17 protein-coding genes are annotated in these 17,949 nt (G+C 66.9%); 5 read left to right on the top strand and 12 right to left on the bottom strand.

Annotated elements, in window-relative coordinates:
- The first annotated feature begins 28 nt into the window (after positions 1-28).
- On the top strand, positions 29-1,465 hold the full coding sequence (locus ACX80M_RS00575) for a PucR family transcriptional regulator (RefSeq protein ID WP_252613843.1): 1,437 nt from the start codon (positions 29-31) through the stop codon (positions 1,463-1,465).
- A 10-nt stretch (positions 1,466-1,475) separates the two neighbouring features.
- Here ACX80M_RS00575 and ACX80M_RS00570 read toward each other — a convergent pair whose 3' ends face one another.
- The gene (locus ACX80M_RS00570; RefSeq protein ID WP_459308283.1) at positions 1,476-3,110 is read right to left on the bottom strand and encodes a CYTH and CHAD domain-containing protein; all 1,635 of its coding nucleotides are present in this window, start codon (positions 3,108-3,110) and stop codon (positions 1,476-1,478) included.
- Between the two features lie 166 nt (positions 3,111-3,276).
- On the opposite strand from ACX80M_RS00570, the gene ACX80M_RS00565 reads away from it, so the two are divergent.
- The 3 genes from ACX80M_RS00565 to ACX80M_RS00555 all read left to right on the top strand — a co-directional run bounded on the left by ACX80M_RS00565 (position 3,277) and on the right by ACX80M_RS00555 (position 6,567).
- Complete coding sequence (locus tag ACX80M_RS00565; RefSeq protein ID WP_252598518.1) at positions 3,277-4,497, top strand: MFS transporter; 1,221 nt, start codon at positions 3,277-3,279, stop codon at positions 4,495-4,497.
- 9 nt (positions 4,498-4,506) lie between these two features.
- The gene (locus ACX80M_RS00560; protein ID WP_252598519.1) at positions 4,507-5,187 is read left to right on the top strand and encodes a FadR/GntR family transcriptional regulator; all 681 of its coding nucleotides are present in this window, start codon (positions 4,507-4,509) and stop codon (positions 5,185-5,187) included.
- 210 nt (positions 5,188-5,397) lie between these two features.
- Positions 5,398-6,567, top strand: a complete 1,170-nt coding sequence (locus ACX80M_RS00555; protein ID WP_459308280.1) for an AI-2E family transporter — start codon at positions 5,398-5,400, stop codon at positions 6,565-6,567.
- A 179-nt stretch (positions 6,568-6,746) separates the two neighbouring features.
- Here ACX80M_RS00555 and ACX80M_RS00550 read toward each other — a convergent pair whose 3' ends face one another.
- Positions 6,747-7,283 (bottom strand): hypothetical protein, encoded by a 537-nt coding sequence (locus ACX80M_RS00550; RefSeq protein WP_459308278.1) that lies wholly within the window; start codon positions 7,281-7,283, stop codon positions 6,747-6,749.
- Between the two features lie 223 nt (positions 7,284-7,506).
- On the opposite strand from ACX80M_RS00550, the gene ACX80M_RS00545 reads away from it, so the two are divergent.
- The gene (locus tag ACX80M_RS00545) at positions 7,507-8,334 is read left to right on the top strand and encodes a DUF1206 domain-containing protein (protein ID WP_252608406.1); all 828 of its coding nucleotides are present in this window, start codon (positions 7,507-7,509) and stop codon (positions 8,332-8,334) included.
- Between the two features lie 102 nt (positions 8,335-8,436).
- On the opposite strand, the gene ACX80M_RS00540 is transcribed toward ACX80M_RS00545, so the two are convergent.
- The 10 genes from ACX80M_RS00540 to ACX80M_RS00495 form a co-directional block, all read right to left on the bottom strand.
- Complete coding sequence (locus ACX80M_RS00540; RefSeq protein WP_252598523.1) at positions 8,437-9,903, bottom strand: FAD-dependent oxidoreductase; 1,467 nt, start codon at positions 9,901-9,903, stop codon at positions 8,437-8,439.
- A 99-nt stretch (positions 9,904-10,002) separates the two neighbouring features.
- Positions 10,003-11,271, bottom strand: a complete 1,269-nt coding sequence (cobA, locus tag ACX80M_RS00535) for a uroporphyrinogen-III C-methyltransferase (protein WP_252613839.1) — start codon at positions 11,269-11,271, stop codon at positions 10,003-10,005.
- A gap of 101 nt (positions 11,272-11,372) precedes the next feature.
- Complete coding sequence (locus tag ACX80M_RS00530; protein ID WP_252569815.1) at positions 11,373-11,669, bottom strand: putative quinol monooxygenase; 297 nt, start codon at positions 11,667-11,669, stop codon at positions 11,373-11,375.
- 134 nt (positions 11,670-11,803) lie between these two features.
- Positions 11,804-12,748 (bottom strand): PLP-dependent cysteine synthase family protein, encoded by a 945-nt coding sequence (locus ACX80M_RS00525; RefSeq protein WP_252569818.1) that lies wholly within the window; start codon positions 12,746-12,748, stop codon positions 11,804-11,806.
- Between the two features lie 8 nt (positions 12,749-12,756).
- Entirely contained in the window at positions 12,757-12,996 is a 240-nt protein-coding gene (locus ACX80M_RS00520) for a hypothetical protein (RefSeq protein ID WP_252573537.1), read from the bottom strand.
- Between the two features lie 145 nt (positions 12,997-13,141).
- A complete protein-coding gene (locus ACX80M_RS00515) occupies positions 13,142-13,594 on the bottom strand; it encodes an SRPBCC family protein (protein WP_252608400.1) in 453 nt (150 codons plus the stop codon).
- 126 nt (positions 13,595-13,720) lie between these two features.
- A complete protein-coding gene (locus ACX80M_RS00510) occupies positions 13,721-14,677 on the bottom strand; it encodes an ABC transporter permease (protein WP_252608398.1) in 957 nt (318 codons plus the stop codon).
- Positions 14,667-15,392: an ABC transporter ATP-binding protein gene (locus ACX80M_RS00505; protein WP_141141322.1), complete on the bottom strand. Its 726-nt coding sequence runs from the start codon at positions 15,390-15,392 to the stop codon at positions 14,667-14,669. Before ACX80M_RS00505 ends, ACX80M_RS00510 begins: the two co-directional genes overlap by 11 nt.
- A gap of 37 nt (positions 15,393-15,429) precedes the next feature.
- Positions 15,430-16,566 (bottom strand): ABC transporter substrate-binding protein, encoded by a 1,137-nt coding sequence (locus tag ACX80M_RS00500; RefSeq protein ID WP_252608644.1) that lies wholly within the window; start codon positions 16,564-16,566, stop codon positions 15,430-15,432.
- 112 nt (positions 16,567-16,678) lie between these two features.
- The gene (locus ACX80M_RS00495) at positions 16,679-17,845 is read right to left on the bottom strand and encodes an RtcB family protein (protein WP_252608396.1); all 1,167 of its coding nucleotides are present in this window, start codon (positions 17,843-17,845) and stop codon (positions 16,679-16,681) included.
- Positions 17,846-17,949: the final 104 nt, after the last annotated feature.

Raw genomic sequence — 17,949 nt, 5'->3', positions numbered from 1 at the left:
TTGACCAGCGTCCGTCTATCCTTGAGCCATGGCCATTTCCCTCGCCACCCTGCTCGGCGTGCACTCCCTCCACCTGTCCAATGCAGGCCTTGCCGAGACCACCTGGCACGAGGACATCAACTGGGTTGCCGTCACGGAGCTGGAGGACCCGCAGCGTTTCCTCAGCGGCGGCGAACTGGTGCTCACCACCGGCATGCGCCTGCGGTCCGCGCCCGAGCAGCGGCGCTTCGTCCGGCAGGTCCAGCGCGCCGGAGCCGTGGGCATCGGGTTCGGGACAGGGCTGACGCACGACGCCGTCCCGCCGGCCCTGATTGCCGAGGCCAACCGCTGGGGGCTGCCGATCGTCCAGGTGCCTTACGAGACTCCGTTCATTGCCATCGGCAAGCTGGTGGCGGAAGCGCAGGCCGCTGATCATGTCGCCAAGCTGGAGCGCCTGATCGCGGGCCACCAGATCCTGGCACGCGCCCTCCTCACCGGCGGCGGCCTCACCCAGCTCCTCAAGCACCTGGGCGGCATGCTGAGGACAGAGATTGCCCTCACCCAGTTCACCGCCCACCTGTACAACAGCAGCACCGAGCTCCCCTTCGCTGACACGTGGGCCTCCTACCCCATCCCCACCGGCCGCCGCGATGCCTGCACGCTGTGGGTTCGCCAGCCGTTCGAGGATTCCGGCATTATCGGCTACGCCCAGAACCTGATCAGCGTGGAGCTGAACAACATGGTCAAGCAGCGCCAGGCCCAGCGCGCACTGTGTGGCCAGGTGCTGGAGGACGTCATCCACGGCTCCCTGGAGACCAGCGAGGCCCAGCGGCGCCTGGCCGGTGTGGGCCTGAACAGCACGCGCAAGAACGTGGTGCTGCTGGCGGTGTCCGCCGCCCATCACAAGGCACTGGTGAGCACCTCCGTACCGCAGCCGCTGGAGAACGCGGTGGCCGCCGTCGTCGGGAAGGATCTGGTGGTGGTGATTAACGACGACGGCGGCGCGGCACCTGCGCTGGCCCGGAGACTCAGCGACCACCTGGCTGAGGCTGGGATCCACGCGACGATCGGCATCGGCGGCGCGTACACCAAGCCGAACGGCCTGCGCTGGAGCTACTTCGAGGCCCGCGACGCGGCCAGCCACGGCCTGCCGGTGAACGAGCCGGAACGGCTGAGCCTGACCTCCCTGCTGCTGGCCAGCGAAGACGTTCCCCTGGCCGACATGGCCCACGAGTCACTGAACCCGCTGCGAGCCTTCGACGCCGCCCACGGCGCGGAACTCGTGACCACCCTGGAAAGTTACCTGAGCAAGAACGGTTCCGTGGCCGCCGTCGCCGAAGCCCTGACCCTGCACCGGAACACCGTACGGTACCGGCTGGCGCAGATCACCGAGCTGACCGGCTACGATCCTTCGGTCACGGCGGACCGTGTGCAGCTGTGGTTGGCGCTCGCCGTGTCGCGGCTCGGAGCGCGGCAGGCCAGGTAGGCCAGCTGCCCTAAATGACCGTCCCCCGGAGGAACTTCCGGGACTTCTTTTGTTCCTTCCGGTACTCAGCTTCGGCCTCGGCCGCGAGCTGCACCTGCCGGGTATGGAGCGTGACGTAGGCTGACGCGACGGCCTCGGGCAGGTCCGGCGCCGCCGCCAGCTTGGCCAGCAGGTCCCGGGCCACCACGCTGTCGTGGAAATCGCCGAGGATCTGCTGCTGGCGGCGCGCGGCCTTGGCGATTTTCGTGGCGTGCTTGCCGTGGACCGGCTCCACGGATTCCGCCACGTGCCGCAGCCGCTTGGCGTCCTTGCGCACCTGGTGCAGCGCCGTCTCGTGCTCGGCTCCCCTGTGTGTTCGCCTGGCTGTCCTGGCTGCGCGCTCCAGCCTTTTGGCTGCCTTGGCCACCAGCTTGACCGCCGCCTTGCGGGCCGGGGCTGCGGCGCCCGGGCGGACCGGCGGGTTGTCAAGGAAGGCCTCGAGGCCGTCCAGCAGTTGGAAATAGCGCGCGGAAACCATCGCCATCTGGAGTTTCCGGTGGGCTGCGTCCCGGCTCGCTCCGAGGTCATCCTCCAGCCGGTCCTTCACCGCCGAGGCCAGTACCGGGGGCAGCTCCGCCGTATGCGCGCGCAGGCGGTCCAGCATGACTTCAGCGTCCCGCGGCACGCCCAGCACGCGGCCAAGCCATTTGAGCTCGGCACCGAGGTGCCGCACAGCCAGGGCATTGTAGAACCGCCGGTAGGCTTGCAGCGCCGAACGGGCCCGGCGGGTGGCCGACCGAAGGTCGTGCACAGCCTCGGGTTCCTCCAGGCGGATGCCGGGATCGTGCGCCAGGATCTCGCTGATCTGCTCAGCCAGGTAGGCGGTCAGGAGGTCCGACACGGGCCCCTTTATACCAGGACTTTTTGGGCCGGCAGCGGCACCGGACTCCCTGGCAGGCAGTGCCAGGACTTTTGCCAGCTTGGAGCCGTGCTTGGCCGGGAGCGCCCCGGCGGCCGCCAGGATTTCCTCAGCGGCCGGGAACAGTTCCGGACTCCCGTGCACCAGCTCGAGCTCCCATTCACGCCACTGCCGCGTCCGGGCCTCCCCCTCGGGCGCTGCCGCGTCCCCAACCGCGGCGCCCGCGCCGTCCCCCACCGCGGCGCCCGCGCCGCCCGCAGCGCCGAGCAGCTCTGCGCTCACGCGGTCATCCGCCAGGTCCGCCAGGTGGACACCGTCCGCGCCATATAACGCATAGGTGGTCCGCTGGGTTTTCAGCCGGACCACCGGGGCGGCGTCCTCGCCGCGGAGGTAGGCCAGCACGTGCGCCAAAAGGCTGTCAGGAACGACGCCGGGCTGGCCCAGCGGGGCGTGCAGCTCGCGGCGCCGCTGGGGTTCCGAGCTGGAGCCGCCGGACCCGTCACCGGACCGGGGGCCCTCCACGGTCAGCTTCAGGTGCCAGCCGGCGTCGACTCCTCCCGTGCGGCGGCGAAGGGTGATATCGCGGGAGGCGAGCGTGTGACTTGCTGTGTCGAAGTACACCGCTTCCAAGGTGTCCACGTGAGGCTCCCCCACCCTGACTACCCCGGGGATCTCCGCGAGCGAAGGCACCTCAGCGTCATGACCGACGTCGTACTTCTTTTCGACCTCAACTGCCTGCAAAGCCATGCCCGGCCGTCCTTCCACGTTGATGGGCGCCAGATCCAGCTGGACGAGTTCTTACGAGCCCGGGACTGAACTCTCGTGGCCCGAGTCTATTGCCCCAACGTTAACGACGGGGAGAGGTTCACCACAGAATTCTAGACATCAAACGTCTAACGTCTAACGTTAAGACATGACTGTTGCCCCCTCCGATGCCCCGACGCTGTCCGAAGCGCCGCCCAAGCCGCGCTCCGCCGTCGTCTTCGGAGTCATCGCGCTGGTGCTGATTGGGCTGAACCTGCGGGCGGGGATCGCGGGTGCTTCTGCCCTCCTCCATGATTTTCAGCAGGTCCTGGGCTACGGGCCGCTGGTGGCGGCGATCATCCCGTCCATCCCCACGCTCTGTTTTGCGGTGGCCGGGGCGGCGACGTCATGGCTGACCGGACGGCTCGGCGTCGAGAAGGCAATCCTGCTGGCGCTTGGTTTCCTGGCCGGCGGGCTGCTGCTCCGCGGGATCCCGGCAACGGGCATGCTGGTGGCGGGCACCGTGGTGGGGATGTCCGGCCTGGCGGTGTGCAATGTGGCCATGCCGTCGTTCATTCGCGAGCATTTTGCCCACCGGACCTCGGCGATGACCGCGCTGTACACCGTCACTATGACCACCGGCGCCACTGTCACCGCGGTCGCCGTGGTCCCGCTGGCCCTGGCGCTCGGCTCGCCGTCCGCCGCGGTGGGCGTAATCGGGTTCCTGGCGGTGGCTGCCTTCCTGGGCTTCCTGCCCGTCGTTCTGCATGCGCACCGCAACAGCGTCCGGAGCACGGCTGTCCGCATCTCCCCGTGGCCACTGCTCCGCACCCCGAAGGGCCAGCTGCTCACGGCCATCTTCGCTCTCCAGTCGCTGCTCGCGTACGCGCTCATCAGCTGGTTCCCTTCCATCCTGATCAGCATGGGGCTCAACGCGGCGGACAGCGGCCTGATGTACGGGCTCATGCAGCTGGTCTCTGTGCCGGCCGGCATGTTGGTGATCGCCATCGGCTCCCGGCCCCGGATGCTCCGCCCCGCGCTGTATCTGGTCAGCCTCATGATGGTGGCCGGCATGGCCTCGCTGCTGTTCCTGCCGGTGGGCCTGGCCGTCATTCCCGCGGTCCTGCTGGGCTTCGGCCTGGGAATTTTCCCCCTGGTGATGGTGATGATCAGCCGGAGCGGGACAAGCACTGCCGAGACCACGGCCTTGTCCACGCTGGCGCAGTCCACCGGCTACTTGCTGGCGACTGCCGGCCCCTTCGGTGCGGGTCTGCTGTTCAGCGCTACCGGAGGCTGGACCCTGCCACTGGCACTGCTGCTGGGCCTCGCCGTGGTCCAAGTGGTGGTGGCCCACCTGATCTCGCGTGCCCCCTTGTCCGGCCTGAAGTAGTAGGACGCCATGACCCTGAGCACCTCACACCGCCAGCCTCTCGCCGACGAGGTCACCGCCAAACTCCGGCAGATGATCCACTCCGGCGAGTGGCCCTTGGACCAGCGCATCCCCTCTGAACCGGAACTGATGCAGCGCCTGGGCGTCTCGCGCGGCACGTTGCGCGAAGCCATCAAGGCCCTGGCCCACAGCGGGATGCTGGAGGTCCGCCGCGGCGACGGCACCTACGTCCGCGCCACCAGCGAGATGTCCGGCGCCGCCCGGCGCATGTACCAGGACCACTCGGACGAACACATCCTTGAGGTCCGGCTGGGCCTGGACACCCAGGCCGCGCGCCTGGCCGCCCGGAACGCAACGGCCGACGACGTCGCCGCCCTGCGTGCCGTGCTCGCCACCCGGGAAGTCGCCTGGAACGCCGCGGACTTCGAGGGTTGGGCCCGGGCCGACTGGGACTTCCACGCGCGCGTGGCCCAGGCCACCGGGAACCCGCTGCTCCACGAGCTCTACGTCAGCTTCGGCGACGTGTTCCACCAGGACCTGCTCAAACAGCAGCGCAAGGGCCGGCTGGACGGCCTCACGTACGAGGGCCACGGCGCCCTGGTGGATGCGATCGAGGCCCACGACGCCGACGCCGCGGTGGCCAGCGTCAACCAGAACCTGAACACCTGCGCGGAGTGGCTGCGGGCGTAGGTCCAGTTCCTGCCTGATGGCCCAACTAGGTAGCACTAAGTGTCGTTATGAGCGCTCATAACGACACTTAGTGCTACCTACTTTCAGGGGCGCGCGAAGGTGTGGTTTCTCCGCGGGCCAGCCCCATCAGTAGGCTTACTACCTGACGCAGGTAGTTACGCCCCGGGTGCCTCCCGCATCCCGGGTGCCCGCCGATGACCAGGAGTTTCCATGTCACGAGCAACCCACCAGGCCCCGAACGAAGAAACCCCGAGCGAAGTGACCCCGGCGAAGCCTCGGGAGCGGAAGCCGCCCGGCGCGCTTTGGGCCGACGGGCTGGGAAGAGTGGGTATCCGTTCGGCCCAGGTCCTGCTGATCCTGGCAGTGGCCGTGGTCTCTGTGTACGCCCTGATGCAGATCAAGCTTCTGGTCATTCCGGTCCTGATCGCCCTGATCCTTGCCGCGGCCATCGGCCCGTTCGTCAACGTGCTCCGCCGCCGCGGTCTGCCGGGCGCCGCGGCCACGGGACTGGCGTTTGTGGCGCTCCTGCTCCTGCTGGCCGGCGTTGGGACGGTCATCTACTTCTCCGTCCGGAGCCAGTGGGCCGAGCTGGCGCAGCAGGCCTCCTCGGGACTGGACGAGCTGGAGCAGTTCCTGCTCACCGGTCCAATTCCGATCGACCGGGAGCAGCTGAACCAGGCACGGGAGGGGATCATCCAGTTTGCCACCAGCAGCCAGGTCCGCTCGGGTGCCATCACCGGACTGTCCGTGGTGACAGAGTTCCTGGCCGGAAGCGCACTGATGGTGGTCATCCTGTTCTTCTTCCTCAAGGACGGCGCCAAAATCTGGAACTTCTTCCTGCGACCCTTCAGCGGGCAGCGGGAAGCAAAACTCCGCCGGGTGGGCAGCCGCACGCTCGAAGTCCTGGGCGGCTACGTCCGCGGCACCGCCATCGTGGCCCTGGTGGATGCCGTGGCCATCGGCGCGGCACTCCTGATCCTGCAGGTTCCACTGGCGTTCCCGCTGGCCATCATCATCTTCATGACCGCTTTCATCCCGCTGGTGGGAGCCACGGTTGCCGGCATCCTCGCGGCCCTGGTGGCCCTCGTGGCCAACGGTCCGGTGGTGGCGCTGATCGTGGTGGCCGTGGTGATCGCCGTGAAACAGCTGGAGGGTGACCTGCTGCAGCCGATCGTGATGGGCAAGTCGCTCCAGCTTCACGCGCTGGTGATCCTGATGGCCCTGACTGCCGGCACCATCCTGGCGGGCATCATCGGCGCGGTCCTGTCTGTCCCCATGGCGGCCGTCATCTGGGCTGTCATTCAGGTGTGGACCGCTGAGGATCCGAACCTTGAGGACATGAATCCGGACCTCCCGCCGCCCAACAGCCAGCCAGTCTGAGCCGGCTCTTCAAAATCGAGGCGCCTATTCCCTGGCGCGCTGGAAATATCGGGCGCGCCAGCTCTTCTGCGCGTCGCCAGCCGCTTTGCGCGTCGCAAGCACAGCGCCCGACGACGGTCCGGCACCTGGGTGCCGAACCGCCGTCGGGCGTCACCGCGTCTTAGTACTGCCGCTACCGCTTAGGGGCGGAGGCCCTGGAACACGTTCTTGGGCCGCTGCATCTCGCCGTGCTTGGCACCCAGGACAATCACCGCGGCAGCGAAGGCCGGGACGGCCCACTGCAGCACCTTGAGCTGCTGCTGAGCCGACTGCAGTTCCTCGGACGCACCGGGATTCGGCTCGGTGGCGCCCCGCGCTCCCTCGTCCGCGAGCTTTTCTACCTTCTTGCCAAGGATGCCGGCGTAGAGTGTCACGGCGGCACCGGCAACCGTGACCGCCGTCTTGATCGCGGTATCGCGGGCCACACCGTCCTGCTTCGCGATGCGTCCCTTGTTTTCCCACGCGATGGCGAGGTCAGCCACCAGGTGCGCGGCGAAAGCCGCAGTCTGGATCGGAGCCCACTTCATCCAGCCCGCGCTGGAAAGACGGGTACGTTCCGTCGGATCCTTGGCCTCCGCCGTCGCCCCGTTCAACCCGATGGCGCCCATCAGCGCGCCGCCGAACCATGCCGCAGCGCTCAGATCGTGAACGGACCGGGCAACAAGATTTCCTGCCATGATGTGGTTTCCTAACGTCGAACTGGTTCCGAAATGCCGCTGGTGCGGTCTGTACTGGCTGTGCCCCGTAAGGTCATTGACAAGCTATGATAAGCACACTTACCAATGTTACGAAACCCCGACTTCCACCATGGTTGCGCGTAATATCTTCGCCATAGACAGACGCACATGACCTGGCCCGGAGCCGGCACACTGCACGCCTAAAGACCGACGAACGGCAACAATGGCAGACGGGGAATCCAGCATCAGCGAGGCGGCAGACGCCGTCGAGGAGGCGTCCGACACCAAGGCGCTGGACGTTGTGGCGCGCTCGGGTTTTGCCGTGATGGCCCTGCTCCACATCATTGTTGGCGTCATTGCCATCGCCCTGGCCTTCGGTCAGCCGGGGCAGGCGGAAGCCACCGGTGCCATCGAGCAGCTGGGCGCCAACCCGTGGGGACCGGCCGTGCTGTGGTCGTGTGTGGTGGCGTGCACCGGCCTGGCGTTGTGGCAACTGAGTGAAGCCACCCTGCGTGCCCGGCACCTGCCCAGTGCGAAGCGCTGGGGAAAACTGATCTCGTCAGGATGCCTGACCATTGCCTATGGCAGCGTGGGGCTCAGCTTTGCGGGGTTCGCCGTGGGAATTCGCGGAGACTCGGGAGACACCACCCGGGATTTCAGCACCGCCCTCCTGGATGCGCCGTTCGGGCTGCCTGTGCTGGTGGCGGTGGGCCTGACCACGATGGGCGTCGGCGTCTACTTTGTGGTCAAGGGTGTCCGGCGCGGGTTCAAGGACGAGCTCTTCCGGTTCGAGGGCACCCGCCGCGGCAGGCTGATTGATACCTTGGGCGTAACGGGCCACGTGGCTAAGGGAATCGCGCTGAACCTGGCCGGGCTGTTGTTTGTGATCGCCGCCGGGAAGCAGAGTCCCGAGGAATCAACCGGTCTGGACGGCAGCCTGAAGGCACTCCGCGACCATCCGTTCGGCCCGCACCTGCTCGTCGCCATCGGGGCGGGCTTTATCTGCTACGGCCTGTTCGCGCTGGTCCGGGCCCGTTTTGGCAGGATGTAGGGCCCCGGACGAAAAAGCGCGAACCGGCAGCTAATGACCTCAAATTTGCGGTTTGCGGTCATTAGCTGCCTGTTCGCGCTGTTGTGCGGGTGCTGGCTCGGACTAGACGTTCGCGGCCACGCCGTCGCGGGAGATGGCAACCATGTCCTCGCGCGGCACCACCTTGATGCGCTCACGCTTGACCTCAACACCGTGCGAACCGCCGGCCTCCGTGGCCGCGGCACCAAGGGCGAGCTCGTGCGCGTCCAGCGCGAGCCAGCCTTCCCAGCTGGTGAACTTCACCCCGCGGGCGTCGAGGAGTTCGACGACGGCGTCCGCCTCGGGAACAGCGGCGACCGGCAGGTTTTCGCGGTCTTCCAGCAGGTACGTCACGGTCTCGAGTGCGTCGCCCTTGGTGTGGCCGATCAGGCCTACCGGTCCGCGCTTGATCCAGCCGGTGGCGTAGATGCCCGGCACGTGGGTGCCGGCGGCATCCAGGACGCGGCCGCCGTCGTTCGGTACCACGCCCTTCTTGTGGTCGAATTCGATCTCCGGGAGCGCCGAACCGAAGTAGCCGATCGAGCGGTAGACGGCCTGGACCGGGTAGTCCACGAACTCGCCGGTGCCGCGGGCGTTGCCCGTGCCGTCCAGCTCGGTGCGCTCGAACTTCATGCCGGCAACCTTGCCCGGCGCCACGGCGTCGTCGTAAATTTCCACCGGGCTGTGCAGGAAGTGCAGGTGCAGGCGGCGGGAGGCGGTCAGCTCGGAAAGGTCCTCGGGCTGCTCGGCGATCCAGTTGGTGAGGGTGCCCACCATGGTTTTGGTCTGGTTGTTGCTCTGGATCTGGCGGTCCGATTCCTCGTCGAACTCGAAGTCCTCGGCGTAAAGGATGATGTCCACGTCCTTGGAGTGGCTCAGTTCGCGGAGCTCCAGCGGCGTGAACTTGACCTGGGCCGGGCCACGGCGGCCGAAGACGTGCACGTCCGTGACGGGCGAGTTCTTCAGGCCTGCGTAAACGTTGTCCGGGATTTCGGAGACCAGCAGGTCGTCGGCGTGCTTGGACAGGACACGGGCCACGTCCAGGGCCACGTTGCCGTTGCCGATCACGGCGATTTCCTTGGCGTCCAGCGGCCATTCGCGGGCGACGTCGGGGTGGCCGTCGTACCAGGAGACGAAGTCCGCTCCGCCGTAGGAGCCGTCCAGCTCGATGCCCGGGATGTTCAGGTCCGCGTCCTTGATGGCGCCGGTGGCGAAGATGACGGCGTCGTAGTGCGTGCGGAGGTCCTCGATGGAGATGTCCGTGCCGTAATCCACGTTGCCGAAGAAGCGGATGTCGCCGCGGTCCAGGACCTTGTGCAGGGCGTTGACGATGCCCTTGATGCGCGGGTGGTCCGGGGCCACTCCGTAGCGGATCAGACCGTAGGGTGCCGGGTAGCGGTCAAAGAGGTCGATGCTCACGGTGAGCTCGCCGCTCTTGACGGCTTCGCTCTTGGTGAGGATGTCCGCGGCGTAGACGCCGGCCGGGCCGGAGCCCACAACGGCAACGCGCAGCGGACGCTCGGCAGAACCTACGGAGGTGCTTGATGACACGGCTGTGTTCCTTTTCTTCTGCATCGATTGCTCCGTAATGGCCCTTCTGAGGCCTCATAAGGGCGGTTGCGGAGCAATCGATGGGTTTCAGGGTGAGGGCTAGGTGGTGAGGGCTCTTGCGGTGGTGCGGGGGCTGTTCGGGGTGGTGGTGCTGTAGTCCGCTGTCTTGAAGTGCGACGGCGCGAACGGGCTGACGCGGACAACGTCGCCGATCACAATCACGGCAGGATTTGCGACGCCGGTGGCTTCCGCCTGGTCGGCGATGGAACCGAGCGTGCCGATCGTCACGCGCTGATTCGGCAGATAGCCGTTCTCAACGATGCCAACTGGAGTGTCCTGAGGCAAACCGGCGCCGGCCAGGGCAGCGGCCGAATCCCGAAGTGCGGCCACGCCCATCAGCAGGATGATGGTGTGATCTGCCCGGGCGGGGACCTCGGACAGCTCCTCGTGGCCGGTGACCACACTGAAGCCCTTGGCCAGGCCGCGGTGAGTCACGGGGATGCCGGCGGCGGCCGGAACGGAGATCGCGGACGTCACGCCGGAGACAACTTCAACCTCGACGCCGTGCTGCCGGCAGTATTCGGCTTCCTCGCCGCCGCGGCCCAGGACGTACGGATCGCCACCCTTGAGCCGGACCACGCGGTGCCCCATCAGGGCTTCGTCCACCAGGATCCGGTTGATCTCGGCCTGCGGCACGGGATGGTGGCCGGGGGTCTTGCCCACTTCGATCACGCGGACGTCGGGGGCAAGTTCGTTGAGCAGTTCGCGCGGGCCGAGGCGGTCTGCCACCACAACGTCGGCCTGGCCGAGCAGCCTGCGGCCGCGGACGGTGATGAGGCCGGTGTCGCCGGGACCGCCACCCACAAGGGCCACGGAGCCCGCAGACGCACGACGGCGGCGCAGCGGGAGGTCGCCGGTTTCCAGTGCGGTGGCGACGGCGTCACGCAGGGCCATGGCACGGCGCGGGTCTCCCCCGGCGTTCACGGCGATCTGCACGTCATCCACCACGGCGACGGCGGGCGTCCACGCGGCTGAGGCTTCGTGGTTGGAGGCGTTGACGCACCAGATGCGCTGCGCCTCGGCGTCGACCGACACCTGGGTGTCCACGGCGGGATCGCCGGTGGCCGTCTGGACGAACCAGACGCCGTCGACGTCGGACGCAAGGTATGTGCGCGGCTCCCAAGTGAGGAGGCCGGCGTCGGCCAGTTCGCGGAGCGCGGCGGAGGCAACGGGAGCCACGACGGTGACCCGCGCACCGGCGTCGAGCAGACCCTTGGCGCGGCGGGCTGCCACGGGGCCGCCGCCCACCACCAGCACGGGGCGGCCGAGCAGCCGCAGTGCTGTGGGGTAAATATCCTGAATTGCCATGAATCAACGGTAGGGCCGCGTCGTTTCACCAACAACGGCAGCGGAAACACCAGTTCACGTAGGGTAACGGGGCGTCACATTCGGTGCTGCCCGGTTCGGGGCTACTTCACGGCGATGAGCTCGATCAGCCGGATGTTGGGATCCCTGGCCAGGAGGCTTGGGCCGTGTTCGCCGAGCGCCGCCGGGATGGCACCGTTGAGATGCTCCTGCCGCGCTTCCTCAGTCTCGAAGGTGTCGAAGATGCCGAAGGTGTTTTCGTCGACGCGGAAGGCGTACCAGGTTTTAGTGCCCGGCTCGGTGGCCACGATGTCACGGCCTCCGCTGAGGAAGTCCCAGACGTCCTGCTCCTTGCCCGGCTTGGCCTCGACCAGTGCCAGTACTCCAAAGTTAAGCGCCATTGCAGTCTCCTCAAGAACATCAGCGGAATCGGCCGCCTGCCGGCCTATTCCAGAGTCTAGGAAGATGCCCGGACCAGAACAAGGGTCCGACGGAATGAAGGAGTCCGGTGAGGGCGTCGCCCTGTGAGTCCCGGCTATTGGCCGTACAGTCCAGTACTGAGATAGCGGAAGCCGGAGTCGACCATGACGGTGACAACGGTTGCGTCTGGACCGAGCTGTTCGGCCACACGCAGCGCGGCCACGACATTTCCTCCGGAGGAGGTCCCGGCAAAGATGCCTTCCTCGCGGGCAAGCCGCCGGCTCATCGCCATCGCTTCGTCGGATGAGACCCGTTCAATCGCATCCACCTCCGCTGGCTCCCAAAGCGGGGGAATAAAGCCGATGCCGGTCCCCTCGATCCGGTGCGAGCCCGTCGGGCCCCCGGAGAGTACGGCAGACTCGGCCGGCTCGACGGCGACGACCCGCAGCCCGGGAAGGTGGGCGCGAAGGGCACGCGCCGTGCCGTGGATCGAGTGGGCGGTGCCGACGAACTGGACGAAAGCGTCGACGCGGCCATAGGACTGCTGCCAGATTTCCTGGCCCAAGGCGAGGTAACCCGTGATCGCATCCCGGTTGTTGAGCTGGTCGCAGGCCCAATGGCCCGGCTGCGCGCTCAGTTCACCCGCCCGGGCGATCATCGCTTTGATCAGCTGCTCCGTGATTTTTCCGTGGTCGCTTGGCACGTCCTCGACCGTTGCTCCGAGCGCCTCCATGGTGCGGCGCTTCTCATCGCTGAACGCGTCCGAAAAAACGACGTGGAGCCGGTAACCTTCGGCTGCGCAGACCAACGCGAGCGAGATGCCTGTTGTCCCGGCAGTGTACTCGACGACGGTGTCACCCGGGCTGAGGTCGCCGCGGGCTTCTGCACCCCTGATCGCGGCCACGGCCATCCGGTCCTTCATGCTCCCGGTAGGGTTCGCAAACTCCAGCTTCGCGAGCACCCTGGCCGATCCCGCCGGTACCACTTTGCCCAGCTCGATCAGTGGCGTAGAACCTATCCCCGCCAGTACGCCCCCGCCTGCCCCCACCGCACGTTCCATGGTCTTCCTCACATCGCGCAACGCCCGCCCTGATGACTCCGGATAAGTCCCAAGATATACCCCTCAGGACCGAGAGCCGCGTCATATTCCCTGCTCAGGCCGCCGACGTCCGTCAGCCAGACCAGGGATTCAATGCCCGTGGCGCTGCGGATCGCCAGGACCAGCCGTTGAATGTCCTGGCCGGCCCATTGGCCCTGGAGCGGGGCAAGCGCCTCCGAGATCCAGGCGATCGCACGCCCCTGCCGCAAGGGCAGGCTCCGGGCCCGTCCCCCGGCTGCTCCAGGGAAAGCCTCAACATGGTCCGCTGCTGCGCCTCGGTTTCGACGATCATTCTGGTGAACTCCACCACCACGGCATCCAGCCGCTCCGCGACGTCTTCCCGTTAAGGACGCTTCATGCTGTCCAAGGGCCCGCCAGGAACCGGCCACGGTGCGCGATTAGGCGTTGCAGGTAACCGCGGAGAATCAGCCGCTCAGCGAGGCGCCCCCGAATGCCGAATGGCGCGGTGAATTCGACGCGGTCCGTCATGATGCTGCCAGTCTCAGTGGCCTGGAACTCATGGACATGGCGGAATGACTTGAACGGCCCCCTGACCTGATCATCCGTGAAGCTGGCGGGAAACTCCAGCGCTGTGATGCGGCTGGTCATGGTTAGCGGAACGCCGAAGTGCCGGGCCCGCCAGGTCACTTCCTGGCCTTCATCGATCAGCCCGGACATGACTCCCGCAATGGCCCGCTCCCCCGCACCCCGCTGCGAGTCCACGTGGGCGTCAACGCTGCGCGCGAGGTCGAACAGACGCTCCGGGGGCAGTGCGGACTCGGTGCGGCACACGAAGCTTACGGTCATGGCGCCAGTCTGCCAGACCCACATTGGTCGCGGAAGCAGCAGCAGAGCCCGACGGCGGGACTCGCCGTCGGGCTCTGCTGTTAGGTTTCGCGGGGGTTGGGTTTTGCGGGGCGTTGCCGGTGCGGCCTAGCGGGTGCTTCCCGAGAGGAGGCCTCGGCTGCGGAGGAGGCGCTTCTCGATCGGCGCGAACACCAGCAGCTCAATGAGGATACCGACGGCCAGGATCAGCAGGATTGCGGACATCACGATAGTCATGTCGGCCAAGTCGCGGCCCTGGTTCAGCATGGAGCCGAGGCCGAAGCCGATGGTGCCGCCCACGGCGATGATTTCCGCGGCCATAAGCGACCGCCAGGAGAACGCCCAGCCCTGTTTGAGCCCGCTGAGGTAGCCGGGCAGCGCGGCAGGCAAGATGATCTGTACGGCCATCTGGAAACGGTTCGCACCCAGGACGGTGCCCACCCGTCGGTACTGCGGCGGGATCTGGTCCACGCCGGAGATCAGCCCGTTGATGATGGACGGGATCGCACCCATAAACACCACGAAGTAGACCGTGGCGTCAGTAAGCCCAAACCAGATGATGGCCGCGGGCACCCAGGCTACGGACGGCAGCACCTGAAGGCCGGAAATCAGCGGCCCGAAGGCACGGCGCAGCGGCGCAACCTGGGCCAGCAGCAACCCCACCGGCGTGGCAATGGCAACGCTGATCAGGAACCCGACCAGCCCGCGCTGCAGCGAGGTCCACACCGCTTCCTGCAGTTTGGCCTCACCCCAGAGGATGCCGATCTGGCCCAGGACGTCGAGCGGACCGGGCACAAGGTCGCGGCGCTTGAGGCCCAGGGATACGTAGAACTGCCAGATCAGGACAAGGACCACGAGGGCCGCGACGGGCAGAAGCACACGGCTCCAGTCGATACGGTGCTTGCGCGCGGCGTCGGACTGGAGCGAATCCAGCCCGGCCTCGAGCTCGCGCAGGTCCTCATGCCCGGTGGAAGTTCGGGTCAGGGCGGCGTGGACTTTGCGGGTTTCCGGCTTGCTCTCGACCACCGGTTCGGTCTCGGCGAGGGGCGTGGGGTTATTTGGCATGGCGGCGAATCTCCTCCCGCAGCCGGGCGGTGATGACCCCGGTCAGCTGTCCGGCCAGGCCGGCGTCGGTTCGGTGTTCCTCGGTGACGGCCCATTCCTGGACCACGCGGCCGGGCCGGGACGACAGCAGCAGCACACGCTGGCCCAGCCGCACGGCCTCGCGGACGTTGTGGGTCACAAAAACGATTGTCCGCCCGGTTTCCTTCCAGATTCGTTCCAGCTCGTCGTGCAGCAGGTCGCGGGTGATGGCGTCCAGGGCGGCAAACGGCTCATCCATCAGCAGCAGCTGCCGGTCCTGCGACAGGGCACGGGCCAGTGCCACGCGCTGGCGCATGCCGCCGGAAAGCTCGTGCGGACGCTTGTCCCCCGCCTCGCCGAGATGCACCAGCTCGAGCAGCTCGTTGGCCTTGATCCGGCGTTCAGCCTTCCCCACACCGCGCAGCTTCAGGGCCAGCTCGATGTTCTCCCGCGCCGTCAGCCAGGGGAAGAGGGCAGCGTCCTGGAACATAAAGGCTGCTCCGTCGCTGGGTACTTCAAGGGCGCCCGACGTCGGGACCTCCAGTCCCGCCATGATGTTCAGCAGGGTGGATTTGCCGCAGCCGGATGCACCGAGGAGGGCTACGAATTCGCCCGCGCCGATATTGGCGTTGACGTCGTCCAGCACCGGGGCGCCGTCGCCGAAGCGCTTGCCCAGGTTTTCCAGTACGACTGGCATGGTCCCGTCCTTAAGTAGTTGGTGCGGTAGGTGGCGGTCAGTCCTGGCCGAGGCCGGCCGCGGAGGCCCGTTCGGCGGTCCCGGTGACTTCGTTCAGGGCACGGAGGTCGAACAGTCCGGTGATGTCCGCCTGCTTCGTGGTGCCGGCTTTCACGCCGTCTTCGAGGAGCATGGGGTAGGTTCCCGCGAGCGGATCCACCGTGAAAACCACGTTCTGCAGGGCTCGGTCAAGGACATCGGCGGGAAGCGCCGCGCCTGCCGATTCCTGCAGGGCGCCGTTGATGACACTTGTTTTCTCTGCGGCAGGCGCGTCATTCAGCCAGGCCACGGACTCCACGTGGCCGCGCAGCAGGGCTTTCACGGTGTCCGGGTGCGCGGCGGCGAACTTCTTATTCACAATCAGGATGGTGGTGGGGAACTCGCCGGCCTTGCCGGAATGCGAGCCGTCCCAGAGGTCCTTTTCGTCCACCAGGACCTTGGCTCCGGCCTGGAGCACCAAACGGGACGCCCACGGCTCAGGCAACCACGCGCCGTCGAGCTTTCCATCCTGGAACAGTTTCAGCGTCTGGGCGTTCTCCGTGGGGTTGATTGAAACGTCGCCGCTGCCGTCCACGTTGGTCTTGTAGCCCTGCGAGCCGAGCCAGGCGCGAAGCGCCACGTCCTGCGTGCCGCCCAGCTGAGGCGAGGCCAGGGTCTTGCCCTTGAGCTCGGCCGCCGAGTTGATTTCCGGACGCACAACCAGCTGCGCCCCACCCGCTGCGGCGCCCGCGATGACGCTGACGGACTCCCCCTCGCTCTTGACAAACGAGTTGATCGCGGGATTCGGGCCGATGTATGCCGCGTCGATGGCGCCGGCGTTCAGGGCCTCAATCGCGGCAGGCCCGGCGTTGAAAGTTTCGGTGCTGAGCTTGGTGTTGCCCAGATTCCGGGCGAGGATCCCCTGTTTCACGCCCACCAGGGCCGGGGCATGCGTCAAGTTCCCGAAGTAGCCAAGCTTCAGTTCTGCGGCCGGAGTGGGCGACGGGAGGGCTGCCTCTGCCGCAGTATTACGGGAGATGGACGACGCCACAACGGCACCGGCGGCGATCAGGAAGACGAGCCCGATGGCCAGGGCCGCCTCGATGGCACGCTTGCGCTTGGGTACGGCGCTTTCGCCTGCCACGATGCGGGTCATCCCGGGCTTGGAACTAGTCATTGTTTCACCATAGGGAGTGACCTAAACCCATTCAATGAAGCAGAAACGGGGGGTCACGCGGGTTCATGCAGCGTCACATTCCGGGCCCGGCTCAGTCCCCTTTGACGTTGACCAGCTGCCGCAGTTTGTGGCGCACCGTGACCAGGTCCGCCGCGTCCCTCATCACCACATCGATGGGTTTGTACGCCGCCGGAATTTCGTCGATGAACGCCTCGGTTGCCCGGAATTCGATGCCCTGCATGGCCGTCTTCAGCTCGGCCAGCGAGAACGTTTTTCGGGCAGCCGTCCGGGAGTACTCGCGGCCGGCCCCGTGCGGGGAGGAGTTCAGCGAGACGGGGTTCCCCAGCCCCTCCACTACGTACGACGCCGTCCCCATGGACCCGGGGATAAGTCCCGGATCGCCGTGCTCGGCTCTGATCGCCCCCTTCCGCGATACCCACACGGATTTGCCGTAATGGGTCTCCTGCTGGGTGAAGTTGTGGTGGCAGTTGATCCGCTCGCGCTCCTTGACATGGCCGCCCACCCAGTGCCCGAACTGCGTAATGACGCGGTCCATCATTTCCTCGCGGTTGAGGAGGGCGAAATGTTGGGCCCAGCGTAGTTCCTTGATGTAGCGGGCGAACTCGCTGGTACCCTCCTCCAGGTAGGCGAGGTCCGGGTCAGGCAGCCTGGTCCCGCGCTTCCGGGTCACCTGCTGGGCGACGCCGATGTGGTGCTGCGCGATCTTGTTGCCCACGCCCCGCGAGCCCGAGTGCAGGAACAGCCAGACGGCGTCGGTTTCGTCGGCGGAGACCTCGATGAAGTGGTTGCCTGATCCCAGCGAGCCCAGCTGAAGCTCCCACTTGGCCAGATACTGGGCCGGGTTGAAGCCGGCCTGCGCCGCGAGCTTCCGGAGCTCGGCGAGGCGCGGTTCGGCAGTGTGCTGGACGCTCCTGTTGTTATGCCCGGCGGACAACGGAATGGCCCGTTCGATGTCCTCGCGCAGCCGTTTGCGGTCCTTGGGCAGGTCCTTGACCGAGTACCGGGTCCGCACGGCGATCATGCCGCAGCCGATGTCCACGCCCACGGCGGCCGGGATGATGGCGCGCAGGGTGGGGATCACCGAGCCGACGGTGGCGCCCTTGCCCAGGTGCGCGTCCGGCATCAGGGCGAGGTGCGGGTAGATGAACGGCAGCGTGGACGTGGCCAGCGCCTGCTCGCGGGTCTTGGCGTCCAGGATCGAGGCCCAGCTGATGAGCTTGCTGTTGATGGTCTCCACGCCGCGCCTCCCACTGTTAAGGATACGGAAACGACGAAACCGCGGCTTGTTCGCAAAACCGGCCCGTGAAGGCCAGAATCTGCGAACAAGCCGCGGTTTTCGGC

Source organism: Pseudarthrobacter sp. MDT1-22, assembly GCF_054511035.1.
The sequence above is the reverse complement of the archived record's forward strand: the minus strand, read 5'-3'. Positions and strand labels throughout refer to the sequence as shown.